Source organism: Bacteroides congonensis, assembly GCF_900130125.1.
Taxonomy (GTDB): domain Bacteria; phylum Bacteroidota; class Bacteroidia; order Bacteroidales; family Bacteroidaceae; genus Bacteroides; species Bacteroides congonensis.
The window spans coordinates 697,062-715,684 of record NZ_FQXY01000011.1 but is presented as its reverse complement, the minus strand read 5'-3'; the positions used below and the strand labels follow the sequence as shown (position 1 = coordinate 715,684).

Sequence of the window (18,623 nt, the reverse complement as noted above, 5' to 3'; positions counted from 1 at the left end):
CGTGCATTTTTTCATTTTTTATTTCTACTTTTGTGCTGTATAACACAGTTTTGTAGCACCCATGGTAAAAATGAACATGTCAGACATCGATATTTCGGAACCGTTATCCGATATGATAGCTCCTTTGAATAATGAGCAAAAGGAGTTTCTGATGAACAATTATACGATACAGACCTACAAAAAGAATGAAACCATCTATTGCGAAGGAGAAACACCATCCCACTTGATGTGTCTTATCAGTGGTAAAGTTAAAATCTTCAAAGATGGCGTAGGAGGTAGAAGTCAGATTATCCGCATGATTAAACCACGCGAATACTTTGCCTATCGCGCCTATTTTGCCAAACAGGATTTTGTGACTGCCGCCGCTGCTTTCGAACCTTCCGTAGTCTGTCTCATACCGATGAGTGCCATTACTACTTTAGTTGCTCAAAACAACGACCTGGCAATGTTCTTTATCCGCCAGCTGTCCATCGACCTCGGCATCTCTGATGAACGTACTGTCAACCTGACTCAAAAACATATCCGCGGACGTCTCGCCGAATCCCTGATTTTCCTCAAAGAAAGTTATGGGTTGGAAGAAGATGGCTCAACCCTGAGTATTTACCTATCACGCGAAGATTTAGCAAATCTTTCGAATATGACTACTTCGAACGCTATCCGCACGCTGTCCCAGTTTGCTACTGAACGACTGATTACCATCGACGGAAGAAAAATCAAAATTATCGAAGAAGAGAAGCTGAAGAAAATAAGCAAGATTGGATAAAACCATTTTTGTACAACCCAGCTTTAAATTGTGAATATATACAAAGGAAATATTATCGCAGATATTAAACGTGGTAACAAAAATGCTTTTAAAAAGCTATTTGACGACTACTTTCCTATTCTTTGTGTATTTTCATTTCACTATGTTGAAGACAAAGAAGTTTGCAAAGACATTGTACAGGAGTCATTTTTATCTTATTGGGAGCGGAAAGAGAATTTCGATGATCTGTTGAAAGTAAAAAGTTTCCTCTATACAGTCACCCGCAATAAATGTTTGAACTACCTCAAACATGAACTGATAGATATTCCTGATTTTACCGGGCAAGAAGAATTTGATAATGGATTCGAAGCTGAGATTATCGAACAAGAAACATTCCGTATAGTCCGCAAAGCGGTAGAAGAATTACCTACCCAAATGCGAAATATCATCTTATACTCAATGAAAGGCTTAAAAAACCACGAAATTGCTGACAAATTGCAAATTTCAGAAGGAACTGTCCATACGTTAAAGAAAATCGCCTATCGCAAACTTAGGGAAAGTTTAAAAGGCATAAATTACATCTTATTTCTTTTTCTAAGTAGATAAAGTGACTTTTTGATTACCCCGTTTTTTCATTTGGATTGTTTTATATTAAAACAAATTGAAAAAACGATGAATTCCTTTAAAGAAAAACTTAAGATCGCTAAAGTACTGGCTTCCATATTTACTCATTCTGCAACACCAAATGAGGATGAAAGCTATCAGAAATGGATTAACGAAAAGCCGGAACACCAAAAGATAGCCAACCATATATTAAATCAGAAAACGTATGAAAAACACTCACTGCTGATAAAAAGTTTCTCCTCACAAAAAGCATGGGAGAAGATTTACCCGCAACTAGGAGGACAAATATCTGCCTTTTCTCCATGGAAAAGGATCATGAAATATGCAGCCCTTATCCTGCTACTCGTGATACCCGCTTCTTATTTTATATATAACCGAATGTCGGAAGAACCGATTAGTGAAATTATTCCCGGCACACACGGCGGAGAAATAACGTTAAGTAACGGCAATACATTCAAAATCACGGAAGGAGCTTTACCGGAAGGGGTAACCGAAGTGTTTGTCATCGCTCCGGAAGGAATCAACTATCAAATGCCTGCTAACAAACCCCAGATAAAAGAAATAAAGAACACGCTCCAGACATTGCATGGGATGGAATGTCATATCACCTTGTCAGACGGAACAAAGGTACACCTGAACGCAGAATCCAAGCTAACGTATCCTGTATGTTTCAGCAAGAAAGAGCGCATTGTCCAAATCGAAGGAGAAGCCTATTTCGACGTTGCTCCCGATAGCAACCATCCATTCATCGTACAAACCCCATATACTTCTGTCAGGGTAACTGGAACAACCTTTAATATCAGAGCTTATCCGGACGAGAGGTTCGAAAGTACTACACTCATCAATGGAGGAGTAAAAATACAAAATGAAAATAGTAGTTTTGAATTAAGTCCCAACCAGCATTTCTCCCTCAACAAGGATTCCGGAAAAAGTATTGTTACCAATGTTAATACGGAATTATACACATCCTGGGAATCCGGTTCATTCATATTCAAAAATATTCCTCTCGAGAATGTCATGTCATATCTTTCCAAATGGTATGGATTCAAATATACATTTGAAGATGATGCTGTCAAACAAGTAAAAATCGGTGCTTATCTTAATCGATATGCAAATATGAATCCGATTATTGATATGATAAAAGAACTTAACCTAGTAGATATAAAACAAAGAGAAGGCGTTCTGCATATCTCTTACAAATAATTACTAATACATTATAACTAACGCTTATGAAAAGACGAGCACATTCCTTACTCAGAGGAATATCGCGTACGAGCAGAAATATCATCAAGTTCTGTCTTTTATGCGTATTCTCTCTATCTTCACTTATGATCCAGGCACAAGATAACCAAAGAATCTCGGTTGATCTTAGAGGAGAAACTTTAGAATCAGCACTCTGGTATCTGCAAAACAGAACGAAGTTTATCTTTATGTATGCAACAGAAGATATTGCCAACGTTACCGATATAAGTGTAAGAGCAAAAAACAAAACGATTACCGAAATTCTGGACGAATGTCTGGAAGGAACAAATCTTACATACGAAATCTCAGGCAGTGCTATTGTTATCAAGAAAAGAAAAACTGATAAAATCACTATTAGCGGTTGGATACGCGACGCAAGCGGTGAAGCACTTCCGGGAGCGACTGTTAACATCCGGGGATCAAAGCATGGAGCTATTGCCGGATTGGACGGGCGTTACACCTTTAACATTCCGGCGCAAGAAGGGCTAATATTGACTTATTCGTTCATCGGAATGGAAAAGAAAACGGTCAGATATACAGGAAAGAGAACAATCAACGTCACTCTAAACAATTCTTCAAATACAGAAATAGATGAAGTAGTAGTAACCGGTTATCAGAACATCCAGCGGCGCGACCTGGTAGGTTCGATCACTACCGTCAAAGCCAAGGATATCATAATGCCTTCATATACTACTATTGATCAGATGCTGCAAGGACGTGTGGCAGGTATGGTAGTGACCAATACCAGCAGCCGTGTAGGTACTGCTCCCAAAATTCAGATTCGTGGTACAAGCACACTGTTAGGTAATCAGGATCCGTTATGGGTAGTGGATGGTATTATTCAGGAGGACCCATTAGAATTGGATGCAACCTCTTTGATGACCAATGACTTAAAAAATATCATCGGCAACCAGATATCCTGGCTGAACCCTGCCGATATTGAAAGCATCAGTATTCTAAAAGACGCTTCTGCAACTGCTATTTACGGTTCAAAGGCATCTAACGGCGTCATTGAAATTACCACCAAAAAGAATACCACCGATCGTTTAAGCGTCAACTACACATCCAATTTCATTATAGGAACACGCCCTAACTACGATCAGTTTAATTACATGAATTCAAAAGAAAGGGTGCTGTTCTCACAAGAAGCTTTCAACTGGGGAACTCCCTATAGTGCTGAACCCATCAAACAAATATACACGTATGAAGGATTATTGAACATGTATTTGTCACATGATATAACTTCTGAAGAGTTTATCGCCCAAAGAAATGTTCTGGAAACACAGAATACGGATTGGTTCAAACTATTAACCCGCCGTACTTTCAGCCATAACCACAATCTAAGTGTTTCCGGTGGAACAAACAAATATAGTTATTCGGCTTCTATGGGATACTCCAAAAGCGAAGGACAGGAAATAGGAAACGACAGTGAACGTATGACCGGCCGTCTCGCTATCACTCTACGTCCGATACAGAAACTAACCATAAATGCAACTATCAACGGAAGTGTAAGTACCAATAAAGGATTTGCAGGTGGAGTCAATCCTTTGGGATACGCCACTACCACTAACCGTTCAATAGCCCCTGATGCCTATTATCAGATGAAAGCCTCCTATCCGTATAATGAAGGAGTAAAATCATTATCATACAATTTCATTAATGAACGCGAGAACAGCGGTTCAAAATCAGCATCCAGTTATCTGTCAGCCTCGCTTGATTTAAAATGGAATATTCTGGACTGGCTGACTTATCAATTCACCGGAGGATATTCGGACAATAACAGTACGAACGAGGCATGGGAGTCAGAACGAACATTTTACATTGCCGAGAATTATCGAGGATATGACTTCAACTCGGTTTCACCAACCAGTAAAGAATTTAAAGCCGCCTTACTACCTTTTGGCGGTGAATTATTCACTAACAACGCACATCAATACTCTTACAACATACAGAACAAGTTACAATTCAGCAAGGCTTTCAATGATGAAAACCGATTGAACGCACTAGTAGGTATGGAATTGCGCTCTACTACTAACAAAGGAATCAATAATACGGTATGGGGATATGTCCCCGACAGAGGAGAAGTCATCACAAGCCCGACCACCTTACAAGCTTTCGAACCTATCACCGGATCTCAAAGCAGCGGTTGGGGTATTCTGCAGAGGATTTATGATGGCGGTTGGAGAAAAGTTAATACTACGGATAATTTCTTCTCTGTATTTGCAACTCTAGCCTATTCTTTCAAGAATCGCTATGTGATAAATGCCAATGTACGTAATGATGCATCCAATCGTTTCGGACAAGATACCAATCATCGTATTGATCCGACCTACTCATTCGGTTTTTCGTGGAGAGCTTCCGAAGAAAGGTTCATGAAAAAATATGTGGGTTGGATAACTAACTTAAACTTCCGCGGCACATACGGTATTCAGGGAAATGCACTCACACGCCTCAGCCCGGATTTAATTTTGAATCAAGGAACAGTAGCGGATCTCTATAACAGATACCAATCTACTATTTCCCAAATTCCGAATCCGACACTATCTTGGGAACGTACCAAATCATGGAATTTCGGTATCGATCTGGAATTATTCAATCTATTCAACATGAATTTGGAATATTACACAAGACGCTCTAACGCAATTGTCGAATTAGACCTGCCTTATGAATATGGAGTTTCTTCCATGAAACGTAACGGAGGTATTATCCACAACAGAGGTATCGAATATACATTGACCTTTACTCCGATACAAAAACGTGATTATGCATTAAGCGTCAGCCTGAATGCATCTAAAAACTGGAACGAAGGAGGACATACGGATATTGAAGTTAAGGCAAGTGATTTTCTGAACGGACGCTCGGACATCATACTCAAACAGGGTTATCCCCTTAGCAGTTTCTGGTCATACTCATTTGCCGGTCTGAACGGACAAACCGGTGAACCTCAATTCAACCTTCTGGATATTCCGGAAGACCAACGAAGCCGGTTGATAGATCCTACCACCTATCTGGTTTATTCAGGACAAAGAGACCCCTATTTTACAGGTGGGTTAAGTCTAAGTTTCCGGTATAAATCACTGACTCTGAACACCAGTTTCTCACTCTTACTTGGTAACAAAAAACGTCTGCCTTCGCCCTATTCGCAGTTTAGCAGTTCTTACTATATGCCGGACCCATATACGAATATAAACCGCGATTTATTAAACCGTTGGAAAGAGCCGGGAGATGAAGCACACACGATCATACCTTCACTGCCTAAGGGCAATATAACTCTCGTACAATTGCCTAATGGAGAAAGTACTTTCAAAATCCCGGTATGGGAACAGTCCGATGCTATGGTTGTAAGCGGTTCATTCTTACGCTGCCGTAATATTGGTTTATCCTGGCAAATGAAACGCGAATGGTGCGAAAAGATATATATGAAGAACTTGTCACTCAATTTCAACATGGATAATATTTTCGTCATCGCCAGCAAGCGTTTCAACGGGTTCGACCCGGAAGTCAGCAATAGTGTACTTCCACGCAATTATTCACTAGGTATCAACATTGGTTTCTAAAAAAATAAAAGATGAAAAAGTTTATATATACAATTATAGGAATCGTTTTATTAACACTGTCTTCCTGCTCCGACTTTCTGGAACCGAAATCCCAAAGCGAATATGTTCCTAAAGACGCTAACGCCCTGCAAGAGATGCTAATCGGCAGTGCTTACCCCCAACATAAGTCAGGCAACAATTTACTGGGATTTTTGACTTTCCTTGATGATGACGTCCAGTTCCACAAAACCGGATATGAGTTTGACTCCAACTCATTAGGATATGTAGAATCCAAGAAGGCTGTGTTCACATGGCAACCGGACATGTTCTTCATTATGGAAAAAAACAGTTCCGTTGTCTACAATATCTGGGAAGGTTACTATAAATTTATTTTAGGGGCAAATGCCGCACTTGATTATATTGGTGATGTAAACGGAACGGAAGTAGAAAAGAATTATGTGATTGCCCAAGCCCTGGGTTTGCGAGCATTCTATTACTTCATGTTGGTCAATCATTTCGGTGCACCCTATAATTATAACAAGCAAGCAGCAGGCGTACCACTCAAATTAACAAGTAATCTGTTGCCCGAAGAAGAGTTATTAATGACACGTAATAGTGTAGAAGAAGTTTATAACCAAATTATAGAAGATTTGACCGAGGCAGAACGGTTGTTTCTCACTTTACCGAAAGATAAGCAATACGAGCCAAACTATTTAATCAGCCTTCCCATGATACAATTATTGAAATCCCGTGTTTTACTTTACATGGAAAATTGGAAGGAGGCAGCGATATATGCCGACAAGGTAATCAATGAATGGTCTTTCTCTTTAATCAATTTGAACAATCTGCCTTCTACGTCAACAGCGGAGCCCTACTACAATTTCACTTCTTTAAAGTCGTCAGAAGTAATCTGGCTATATGGAAATGTATCTGACCTCACTGAATTTAACAACGAAACGGTATCCCGTGAAGAGGAAGATCCCGATTTTCCCGGTTGGGGAATAAATATTACCTACTATCGGAAAGCCTTCACAGCTTCCGACAATCTGTTGGAAAGCTTTAAAGACGGAGACTTAAGAAAAGAGAAATACATTGCTAAAGAATATAACAGAACAAATAGCAGCTTTTATCCAAACTACTACAGTTCTTTCGGAAAATACCAACTATCTGCAATGGGAGAACCTAATGGTTCAGAGAATTTTGCACTCTCTTTCAGATTAAGTGAGGCATATCTTAATCTCGCAGAAGCTGCTGCCCACAATAATGAAGAAAACAAGGCACTTTCAGCCATGAGAACATTATTGGAAAACCGTTACGAACCCGAGAAGTTGGTTATCCCTGCCGGATTGACCGGTGAGACATTGAAAGATTTCATTAAGGCAGAAAGAAGAAAAGAACTCTGTTTCGAAGGACAACGCTGGTTTGACCTGAGACGTTATGGAATGCCGCAAATCACACACGAATGGGAAGGTAAAACATATACGTTAAGAGACAACGATCTTTCTTATACCCTACCGATTCCGGATGAAGTATTGATTAAAAATAAAAGACTGGAACAAAATCCTTTGGCTCCCAAACGGGAAAACTAACGCTAATAAATTCAGTAATTTTAAAAAGAAACAAATATGAGAAATATATATTTATTATGGGGACTACTCACTTGTATTGCATTCACTTCATGCTATGAAGAAGATGCACTTACTCCCACAGAAGGAGGCATCGAATTGCGTTTTAAAGTTCCCCAAGGAACAAATAGCTGGGATAACGACATCGCACAAATACAAAAAGATTTCGGTGTTTATCTGATTTATAAAGACTTGCAAGACGAAGATTTCAACCGTAGCTGGACGGGAGGTGCATCCACAAACTATAAAGGAGAAGGGTGTATCAGCGATGAAATGGCGAAATTCTATACGGAATTCATGAAGAAACATGTATTCGCTTACCTCAATAACAAAAAATGCAAAAAGGTCACAAATAAGCTACTACCGTTATATTGGTATATGGCTTATAATGTGCATATAGCACTGGAAATCCCTTGGGGAACAATTGTCATTAAACAAAATAACGCCATGCACGAAATCACTAATGGTTTGGATTATTGGAGCACTTGTTTGTTCGGACCCCAGGCAGAAATGACCGACAAATATATTATACCAGACGCCCAAACAACGTTCAGCCAACGTCGGAAAATGATTCTCGGTAATATCATCAAGGCTGCTGTAGAGAAAAGACTTATTTCCATTCCCGATGAATTCAACCGCGGCTTGGATTATGTGTCCCCCATATCATTCAATTTTTGGGAAACAGACAGTCCTAATTTCCACTTAAACAGAGGATTTCCGGGTACTGTAAACACAACTAAATTCATGCTGAATGAAGAATATGACGGCAGTAACCCGACCCGGGAAGCGACATTTGCCGGATATGCCTTACTATCTTTGCTTTATACAGTGTCCGAAAGTAACGAAAAATACAGTCAATTCCCACTTATTATCGAAAAATTCGCCTTCGTACGCAACTATATGAAAGACAATTACGGAATTGATTTGGAAGCCATGGCTAAAGGTCCGGATGACTGGGATATTCAGCCTCATCCTGAGATACCGGGAAACGATAGCGGAGACGATGACGATCCTTGGGCGGGATTCGATTGGTAACCCTTCTACTGTGCGATTATTATTTAAATATATTTCTATGATATCAACCAAGAAACTTTTCATTTTATTCTTCTCATCCATCTTATGTACCACGGCAAATTCGTGGTGCAAAGATGGACTACAAATTAAAGGTAAGTTAAGAATACTAAAACCTACTACTTTGCAAGTGGAAGACCTGAACGGAACACTTATTCTGAGTTGTTCTCTCCAACCCAATAAAGAGTTTGCCACAGAACAGAAGCTGATTCAACCTGATGTCTACACGTTGCGGATTGGAAAAACGGAAGAAAAAATATATTTCGAGAACCACGAAGTGTGTATCAACGGCTACTATGATGAGACAAATCCCGAGCAAAGCTCCCTGTCATTTAAAGGCATTGACGCCTTCCTCACTCTGCAAGAATATTTGCCCACAGAGAAAGACCCAGACAAAGCAACCGTCTCCCTTCCGGTCAACGCACAACTGTCATCCGGTATGATAGCCGCGCTCGCTTATCTGGCCAATGTAAATGACTATTACTCCAATAAGAAATTATTGGATATGATTCCCAATGATGAACGAAATTCTTTATCTGCCGGTTGGCTAATAGAAAGAGTTAAAATCCTCTCCCATCAAATTGTTGGTGCAGAATGTCCAGACTTTACTTTCACAAATATCAATGACCAGAAGGTCAGTTTAAAAGACTTTCGCGGCAAAATTGTCGTTTTGGATTTCTGTGCATCCTGGTGTGGTCCTTGTCGTAAGGAAATGCGGAGTATGCTGAAAATATATAATGAGCTGAAAGCAGACGATTTGGAGTTCATCAGTGTATCACTAGATGATAGCCAAACTAAGTGGAAAAAGATGCTGGACGAAGAAAAACTTCCCTGGGTAATGCTGTGGGACAAAACGGGGTTTCCTAAAAGTGAAAAAACTCCAAGTGCCATTCAGACTGCCTATGGTTTTTATGCCATTCCTTTCCTTGTAGTCATTGATAAAGAGGGAAAACTAATAGCACGTAACGTCCGCGGGGAACAAGTACGCAAAGCCATATTAAAAGCCAGAAATTAATCCAAGTATATAAATATCAACTTATCTTACAATGAAGAAACTTATATTTTTTATCTCATACTGCCTTATTTGTGGTACCGTATCAGCTCAGTTAGTAAAACAAAAAATTGAAAAACAAAAGAAACAATCCGAACTGGACTGGTACAACTGTTCTTTTGACAGAGACAGTGTATATGGCGCTGAAGTTAACAAAGCCTATGAATACTTGAACACCAACAAAAAGAAACCCAAGAAAAGACCCATCGTCGCATTAATCGGCACCGGAATGGACGTGGAGCACGAAGACCTGAAACAAGCTATATGGGTTAACCCCAAAGAAAAATTAAATCAAAAAGATGATGATAAAAATGGATTGACTGATGACATCAATGGCTGGAACTTTATTGGAGGCAAAGATGGACAGGTAGTGGAATCCTTGACTAGAGAAGGAGAACGCGAATTCTTCCGCCTAAAAGATACGTATGGCGACTATATCTTTGATGGAAAAAAGTATTATAAAGTCATCAATGGAAAACGTCAGGAAGTTCCTGCACCGGAAAATATGGAGGAATATAATTACTATCGATACAAAGTAATACCAGAATCCAGAATCGGGGGTGCTTACGGAGGACTTCAACTATCTTATGTCATCGAAGAATACGTTGAAAAATTTAACAGGGACATGAAACAGCGCTTTCCGGGAAAAGAACTAACAGTGGAAGAGTTTCAAAGTTGCTACGACCCTAAAGCCGAAAGGGACAGCCTTTCTGAAGTCGCCTTTGTTTGTACGGCTTACTACTTCAGCCTATATAATACTGATAAATGGGAGCCTGTATACCAGAATATGGGCAAAAGAAGTGTAGAGACAGCCAAAGCCAATTATGAAAAAGCACTGGCACAATATGGCACAGACAATCGACAAGCAGTTATAGGTGATAATCCTTTGGACATTAATGATAATCATTACGGAAACAACATATTACTTACATCTGATGCTGCTACCAACGTTATGAAAGCAGGAATTATCGCCGCCAAGCGTGACAACGGAAAGGGGAGCAATGGTATTGCCGATCATGCAGAAATCATGACGCTGCGTATCTGCACTGGAGAAGGGGAACCCTATCTGAAAGATATGGCATTGGCCATCCGTTATGCTGTCAGCCACGGAGCAGACGTAATTGTATTACCTGAACAGAATATACTATATCCTGAAGAACAGAAACAATGGATAGTGAGTGAATTAAAAGAAGCGGAAAATAAAGGAGCCATAGTGATAGTTCCTGCATGGAACACTTCCGTCGATATGGACAAAGTAGAATTTTTTCCGAATCGGAAAATGAGCAAAGACAAAGAACTCACCAACCTTATGGTAGTCGCTTCTTCCGACAAGAAAGGAAATCCGGTTATGAATACAAATTATGGGGCAAACGCACTGGATATCTATGCTCCGGGAACAGATATATATTCTACATACACGGGAGACACCTACAGGAAAGGAACAGGAGACGAGCTGGCAGCAGTTACCGTAGCCGGAGTAGCCGCCCTCATAAAGTCTTACTTCCCTAAGCTTACCGGCTCGCAAATCCGTGATATCCTGATAAAAAGTGTTACTTCACGTAAAGGAATAGAAGTTGAAAAAGGAATCCGAGTAGACGACAGACCCTCACAAGACTTATTTCTTTTTGATGACTTATGTATCTCGGGAGGTATCGTCAATGCCTATCAAGCTATTCTGGAAGCAGAAAAAATGTAAATTACAAAAAAATGATATGAAGAGAGCGGAGATACTCACCGGTTTGTGGCTGCTATTATTCCTAACCTATAGTAAGGAATGTATGTCGCAAATCCCAAATAAGGTTTGCGACACTATTCCTTATGAATTGGTACATGATAAAATTATTATTCCTGTCACAGTTAATGGCGTTAAAACGAAATATATTGTCGACACCGGCGGAAGAACAGGAACTACCTACGATATAGCCCTTGAGATGCAGGCCACAGCCGCAGGATATATGCGTGTTTCTGACGTGAACGGACAGGGACAAAACTATCAAGAAGCTTATGTTCCCAACGTATCCATAGGCAACAGCTACCACATCAAGCAATTAAAAACAATGGTACTGCCTAAAGACCCTTTTTTCACCGATTTAGGAGTTGCCGGGATTCTCGGCGGAGATGCATTCGCACAATCTGTAATAACATTCGATTCACGTAATAGTATCATAGTCATCAACTATCCCTATCGTCCGGAGAGATTGAAAATTACAGATGGAATCCCTCTCTTAGACGAAACGGAATATCATTCATTTATCACAGTCAATCAAGGAGAACAGACACTTAAAGTCTTGTTTGATACCGGTGCCGAAGGTTTTCTGTTATATTCAATGAAAGACTATAACAGTATAACTGGTATTAAAGAAATTAATCATGCACATGGCATTGTATCTGCCGGATTAACCGGATTGGGAAGTCCTGTAGAAATCATAAAACTGAATATACCTTCTATCCGTATTATGGATAAGGAATTCACAAACGTAGGCTGTACGACAAGTGTAATGAACGAAACAATTTTAGGAATAGATTTACTAAAATACGGGAAAGTGATTATAGACTATATGCGTAAACGTTTCTTCTTTCTCCCGTTTGATAAAGAAAAAACCGATATGGACGGAGGACCTGTCCTTTGGAATGTGAGTATATTACCACGCAACGAGCGATTTGAAATCACGACGATATGGGATAGTATGAAAAATCAGGTATCTTTCGGTGACCAAATAGTCAACATTAACGGAACCTCACTAAAAAACTGTCCGATGAGCCAGATTGCTGTAGAAGAGATAATGAACGCTATTCCCGGAAATACAGGATATATTATTGTCAAAAAGGACAATCAGGAGAAAAAAATAGAAATCAAAAAGGAAAGATAGGCTTTAAAACAAAATGAATTTAAGAAATATGATAATGAAAATATATATATGTTTGATTGCTTTTTGTTTAATTTCAGGTATCAAAGCGCAAACACAGAACAGTATGACGGAAATCATTCCATTTAAAACAATCGATGGAAAGATTATCATAGAAGCCAACGTAAATGGTGAAACAGCAAATTTCGTACTCGATTTGGCAGGACATAATGCATTACTTCCGGAAGCCGTCAATAAACTGAGAATTAACACGGAGAATACCAGCAGTTTTGGAAGTTATCAAGATTTCAAATTCAAACAGGTTCCTGTAAAAAAAGTCTATGAGATAGGAACCCTAACTATTGGGAACAACATATTCAGCAATAATCTGCCAACATTCATATTAGAAGATGAACCTTATCTACGCAAACTGGGAGTAATGGGAATATTGAATTCTGCAGTGTTCCGAACTTCCGTATTGACGATTGATATGCAACGAAAAACAATTACTATAACTCAGCCATACCGACCATCATACATGAGACTAAATTATAGAGAAAATTTTGAATTGGTAACGGGGTTAGGTATCGTATGTTCGATATCGATTCAAAATAAAACAATTTCCACTATTTTAGATACATGGAGCGACGGATTGATTAACCTCGCTGAAAAAGACTTCAACGAGTGGAGTATACTCTATCCGAAAGGAACTCCACAGAAAGTTTCAATCGGATATAAGGAAGCAACACAGGAAGAGGAAAGTCTGAATCTACCTGAAACGACGTTTGTAAAAACAAAAATAGAAAACACCTTTGCCGTAAAAAATCCGTCTCTGAAACATTCTGTTCTAGGAAAGAAGCTACTGGAGTATGGGCTTCTGTCTATAGACTATATTCACCAGAAAATATATTTCCAACCATTTGACCTGACTCCTATCCCCGAATCGGAAGCAAAAGTAACGGAAGTCAAAATAGAAAACGGCAAGATGAACCCGATTACCCGCCAATTCTTTCTGGAACATATTTTTGATTACCGGACAGGCAATGATTTCGTTTATAATGGAGACAAGCCCGTGGTCATCGACTTTTGGGCAACTTGGTGCGGTCCTTGCATGAGACTGCTTCCGAAAATGGAAGAACTGGCTGAAAAGTATAAGGGCAAAGTCATGTTCTACAAAGTGAATGCGGATAAAGAGAAAGACTTGTGCAAACATTTCGGAATACAGGCATTGCCGACTCTTTTCTTTATTCCGGTGGGTGGCAAGCCTATCGTCGAGGTCGGAGCTACTCCGGAAAAGTATGTACAGATTATTGAAGAACAACTCTTGAAATAAACATCTCTCTTAAATTACATAACTATGTTAATCTAAAACTTTAACTAAAAGCCGGAATCAATCCCGGCTTTTTTTATTTCCATATAATTGGAACTTATCATTTAAACAAGTACATTTGTCCTGTCAAATTTATTTATAACTTAACACACATTATTGACCATGAAGAAAAGTATTTCTCTTCTTCTTTTGTCTTTGCTGATGATTACCCCCAGTTGTCAAAAGCCAAAAGAGGCGGCGAACGAGTACAACATCGTTCCCAAACCCAATCAAATTATCCCGAGGGAAGGGCGTTTCGAGTTAAGCAACAAAGTCAGGCTGGTTGTTCCGCCCGATGCTCCCGAAGTGAAAGACATTGCCGACAGTCTGGCCGGACGGTTGAAACTGACAGCAGGAATTACTTTAAAAGAAGCTGATAGCGCAGACGGCAAACAGGCTATCTGTTTCGTCATGGAGAAAGGTATGCCGAAAGAGGGGTATAAACTTTCCGTCACTTCCAACCTCATCACAGTGACTGCCTCTCAGCCGAATGGATTTTTCTATGGAGTGCAAACCCTTTTCCAACTTCTCCCTACTGCCATCTACGGAAAACAACTGGATAAAAAAGCGGACTGGTCAGTTCCTGCCGTAGAAATAGAAGATGCTCCCCGTTTTGTTTATCGCGGACTGATGCTGGACGTTTGCCGCCATTATGTACCGATAGACTATATTTATAAGTTCATCGACCAACTGGCCATGAATAAGATGAACACTTTCCACTGGCATCTGACAGACGATCAGGGTTGGAGAATCGAAATAAAGAAATATCCGAAACTAACGGAAATCGGTTCCAAGCGTGAAAAGACGTTGGTAGATTATTATTATGTAAACTATCCGCAAGTATTTGACGGAGAAGAGCATGGCGGATATTACACGCAGGAACAAATCAAAGATGTAGTAGCTTATGCCGCAAGCAAGTATATCAATGTTATCCCCGAAATAGAAATGCCGGGACATGCGTTGGCTGCCCTCGCTTCCTATCCGGAGCTGTCTTGTGATTCTACGCAGACGTATAAGGTATCTCCTACATGGGGCGTATTCGAACAGGTATTCTGCCCGAGCGAAACGACTTTCAAATTCTTTGAAGGGGTAATGGATGAGGTAGTGGAACTCTTCCCCAGCGAATACATTCATATCGGCGGTGACGAATGTCCCAAGACTGCCTGGAAGAACAGTGCTTTCTGTCAGCAGTTAATCCGTCAGCTAGGCTTGAAGGACGATGTGACTCCGAGCAAAGTGGATGGCGTGAAGCATAGCAAAGAAGATAAATTGCAGAGTTATTTCGTGACTCGTATGGAGAAATACCTGAACGGCAAAGGACGTAACATCATCGGTTGGGATGAAATTTTGGAAGGCGGACTGGCACCGAATGCCACCGTCATGTCATGGCGTGGTGTAGAAGGCGGGCTGAACGCTGCCAAAGCAGGGCATAATGCCATTATGACTCCGATGCCATATGCTTATCTGGATTTTTATCAGGAAGATCCGGCTATTGCTCCGACTACCATCGGCGGATATACGACTCTGAAAAAGACATATAGCTATAATCCTGTCCCGGACGATGCCGACGAGTTGGTAAAGAAACACGTGATTGGCATGCAGGGGAATCTCTGGAGAGAATATATGAAAACTTCCGACCGTACAGATTATCAGGCTTTCCCTCGTGCGATGGCTATCGCAGAAACAGGCTGGACACTGGATGCCAACAAGGACTGGAAAAATTTCTGCGAACGTATGGTCACGGTGTTCGAGCGTCTGGAAATAATGAATACGAAACCTTGCCGCAATTTTTTCAACGTAAATGTAAATACGCATGCTGATGAAAACGGCCCTTTAATGGTACTTTTGGAATCTTTCTATCCGAATGCGGAAATCCGATATACAACGGACGGCAGTGAACCTACCTCAACTTCTACTCTGTATGAGCAGCCTTTCGTACTCGAAGGGAATATTGACCTGAAGGCTGCTGCCTTCAAGGACGGTAAGATGCTGGACAAGGTTACCCACAAGCCATTATATGGCAATTTACTGGCAGGAAAACCGTTTACTGTCAATTACAAAATGGGATGGACGGGCGACATTTTCGACGAGAACGATGTAATGGGAGCTGACAAGACTACCTTCGGATTAACGAATGGCAAACGGGGAAACAATGCTTCATATAATCCATGGAGCAGTTTCGCTATCACTGAGGGGAAAGACTTGGAGTTCATTGTTAATTTGAACCGACCGACCCAGGTAAGCAAAGTTGTTTTTGGCTCTTTATTTAATCCTGCCATGAGGATGCTTCCTGCCGGCGGAGTTGCCGTAGAGGTCTCGGCTGACGGAAAACAATATACGCAGATAGCACAGAAAGAGCTGAAGCATGATTATCCGCAAACCGGAAGAATCGCTTTCACTGATTCTATCGAATTCGAACCGGCTCAGGCTACCTTCCTGAAAGTGAAAATACAGAGTGGTGGCAAGTTGCGTAACGGCATTGATTTTGAAAAGAACAATGGGCCGGAGATTATTCCTGCCGAGTTGTGGATTGATGAAATTGAAGCTTATTAAGCATAGCTGATTGATAAATAAAAATGAGACTGTCTTACCGTAATTTAGACAGTCTCGTTTTTTGTTTGTATAGAAAAAATAAATACTCCATGATAGGATTCAGAGCCCTTGCCGCTAAATGAGCAAGAACACTTCCCTTAACTTTAGCTGCGTTAAATATATTTGCCGTTCTACCGTATGGACAGATATATTCAGTTTGTTGGCTATCTCTCTATGGCTTTTGCCTTTAAAACGGCTGAGTTTAAATATGCTTCTTCTACGTTCAGGAACAGTTTCCAACATTATAAATATGTTTTGCAGTATTTCCCGACGGTATATGTCCGCCCAGAAATTATCACTATTTGCCTGTTCATAGGATGGAAACTCCTGTATAAAACGCTCTCTATATTCCAGTTTTATCCGTTGATGCTTGAGAATGTTTAAAGCTATATTTTTAGTCATAACCAAAAGATAGGAGTCTAATTTCCGCTCATTGTTCAACCAGATTTCCTGTTGTTCCCAAAGTTTGATAAACACTTCCTGTGCCACATCTTCTGCATCACACTCTGATTTCAACAATCTGTACGCGTATTTTCTTATTTTCGAAAAGTTCGCATAATAAAACACTGAAAATATTTCTTCTACTTGGTTACTGTTATCTATCATGGTAATAAATATTTTGGTGACGTAGGTAAAACCCATCACTTTGAAGAACACAAAAATAGCCCCAGCATTACCTCGTATTCTCACAGATACTCGAATAAACCGGGGCTTCCCTTGTGTATTACCAATACCTATTTCACATTATTATGTAAAAAAGTCTTTTATTTTTTATCGAAGCGGACATTATGTTCCCAACGTCTGATAAGACCGTCACCCGCAGTCATATCACGATTTTGTCCGGTAGCGTCTCTGAATGTGTTGCCTTCACCCTCATCCAATGGCCATAGACCAATCAAATTCGGGTTCTTCGGATTTACTTCAAAGAACATGTTATTCTGAATTTCTGCTTCCGAACGGGCGTAGCTCCAGAAACGTACCTGGCTCATTCCACATTCAGCCGGGAAATATGTGGAACTACTGGAAATCATCTGCAAGCCATTGATTACCATTCCACCTTTCGGAGCGGGAACCTGCTTTCCTGCCACACGCACTCCGTCACGATAAATAATAAGTTCACTTCCGTTATAAACAATAGCCAAATGATACCATTGGTTGGTATTCCAGTCTCTTGCAGTCTCTGTTCCACCGTCACCATGAGCCTTAACTTGCAAATAGTTGTAAGGACGATTGGCATCACCAAATCGAACATAGACCTCATTATTGGCACGAACATTGAAGATAGCCTGATTATTTTTATTCAAGTTACTCATGCGCACCCATGTTTCCAACGTGTAAGTTTCTACAGAAACACCCCAGTCTGTTTCCGGATCTGTCTGCACATTTTCTGAACCACGAGGCTTCATCACCGGAACAGATACATTCAACGGCTTGGACAATACATAAATAAACCGACCTTGTGCAGCAGACTTTGTCACATTACCTTTCAAGACATTACCCAATGCCAAGGGAACGGCATAAGTAATACCATTCGTAGCAAAGTCGTCAATGTGCAACTGGAAATTGGCACTAATTTCACCGGCAGGAATAGTCACCGTAGCATCCTGTGGCAGTTGTTCCGCCGGCAATGCTTCATACTCTGTACCATTATTTTCATTATAACCTGCAATTATTTCCGGAGCAAATCCGATTTCCACTTCTACATCTTCCGCGAGCTTCTGCGCCAGACGCACTGTAACATTGATATCCGCACCACCATCCATAGTGATTGTTGCAGCTTTGGCTGTTCCGGCAGCGTCTGCAATATACAGACTATTTCCCTGCGCTTTGTAGTCTGCATTATCGCATCCCATAAACAGGAATGCCGACAGTGCAATTACAAGACTTGATAAATAGATATATTTCATAACTTTTATGCTTATAAG

13 protein-coding genes are annotated in these 18,623 nt (G+C 40.4%); 11 read left to right on the top strand and 2 right to left on the bottom strand.

Annotated elements, in window-relative coordinates:
• Positions 1 to 61 precede the first annotated feature (61 nt).
• From BQ7997_RS20225 to BQ7997_RS20175, 11 genes are all read left to right on the top strand, one after another.
• Positions 62 to 763 carry a Crp/Fnr family transcriptional regulator gene (locus BQ7997_RS20225; RefSeq protein ID WP_073347808.1) on the top strand — a complete coding sequence of 234 codons (702 nt, stop codon included), beginning with the start codon at positions 62 to 64 and terminating at the stop codon, positions 761 to 763.
• A 30-nt stretch (positions 764 to 793) separates the two neighbouring features.
• Positions 794 to 1,348: an RNA polymerase sigma-70 factor gene (locus tag BQ7997_RS20220; RefSeq protein WP_022139860.1), complete on the top strand. Its 555-nt coding sequence runs from the start codon at positions 794 to 796 to the stop codon at positions 1,346 to 1,348.
• 66 nt (positions 1,349 to 1,414) lie between these two features.
• Positions 1,415 to 2,569: a FecR family protein gene (locus BQ7997_RS20215; RefSeq protein ID WP_022139861.1), complete on the top strand. Its 1,155-nt coding sequence runs from the start codon at positions 1,415 to 1,417 to the stop codon at positions 2,567 to 2,569.
• Positions 2,570 to 2,694: 125 nt separating this feature from the next.
• Complete coding sequence (locus tag BQ7997_RS20210) at positions 2,695 to 6,165, top strand: SusC/RagA family TonB-linked outer membrane protein (protein WP_083589311.1); 3,471 nt, start codon at positions 2,695 to 2,697, stop codon at positions 6,163 to 6,165.
• Positions 6,166 to 6,176: 11 nt separating this feature from the next.
• Positions 6,177 to 7,733 (top strand): RagB/SusD family nutrient uptake outer membrane protein, encoded by a 1,557-nt coding sequence (locus BQ7997_RS20205; protein ID WP_022139863.1) that lies wholly within the window; start codon positions 6,177 to 6,179, stop codon positions 7,731 to 7,733.
• A gap of 36 nt (positions 7,734 to 7,769) precedes the next feature.
• Positions 7,770 to 8,804, top strand: a complete 1,035-nt coding sequence (locus tag BQ7997_RS20200; protein ID WP_073347806.1) for a hypothetical protein — start codon at positions 7,770 to 7,772, stop codon at positions 8,802 to 8,804.
• A 37-nt stretch (positions 8,805 to 8,841) separates the two neighbouring features.
• On the top strand, positions 8,842 to 9,855 hold the full coding sequence (locus BQ7997_RS20195; RefSeq protein WP_022139865.1) for a TlpA family protein disulfide reductase: 1,014 nt from the start codon (positions 8,842 to 8,844) through the stop codon (positions 9,853 to 9,855).
• 31 nt (positions 9,856 to 9,886) lie between these two features.
• A complete protein-coding gene (locus tag BQ7997_RS20190) occupies positions 9,887 to 11,587 on the top strand; it encodes a S8 family serine peptidase (RefSeq protein WP_022139866.1) in 1,701 nt (566 codons plus the stop codon).
• A 16-nt stretch (positions 11,588 to 11,603) separates the two neighbouring features.
• Positions 11,604 to 12,761 (top strand): pepsin/retropepsin-like aspartic protease family protein, encoded by a 1,158-nt coding sequence (locus BQ7997_RS20185; protein WP_073347805.1) that lies wholly within the window; start codon positions 11,604 to 11,606, stop codon positions 12,759 to 12,761.
• Between the two features lie 13 nt (positions 12,762 to 12,774).
• Positions 12,775 to 14,070 carry a thioredoxin domain-containing protein gene (locus BQ7997_RS20180; RefSeq protein ID WP_073347804.1) on the top strand — a complete coding sequence of 432 codons (1,296 nt, stop codon included), beginning with the start codon at positions 12,775 to 12,777 and terminating at the stop codon, positions 14,068 to 14,070.
• 159 nt (positions 14,071 to 14,229) lie between these two features.
• The gene (locus BQ7997_RS20175) at positions 14,230 to 16,659 is read left to right on the top strand and encodes a beta-N-acetylhexosaminidase (RefSeq protein ID WP_073347803.1); all 2,430 of its coding nucleotides are present in this window, start codon (positions 14,230 to 14,232) and stop codon (positions 16,657 to 16,659) included.
• Positions 16,660 to 16,773: 114 nt separating this feature from the next.
• On the opposite strand, the gene BQ7997_RS20170 is transcribed toward BQ7997_RS20175, so the two are convergent.
• Positions 16,774 to 17,304, bottom strand: a complete 531-nt coding sequence (locus BQ7997_RS20170; RefSeq protein WP_022139870.1) for an RNA polymerase sigma-70 factor — start codon at positions 17,302 to 17,304, stop codon at positions 16,774 to 16,776.
• A gap of 158 nt (positions 17,305 to 17,462) precedes the next feature.
• The gene (locus BQ7997_RS20165) at positions 17,463 to 18,605 is read right to left on the bottom strand and encodes a DUF1735 and LamG domain-containing protein (protein WP_044654413.1); all 1,143 of its coding nucleotides are present in this window, start codon (positions 18,603 to 18,605) and stop codon (positions 17,463 to 17,465) included.
• Between the last annotated feature and the right edge of the window lie 18 nt (positions 18,606 to 18,623).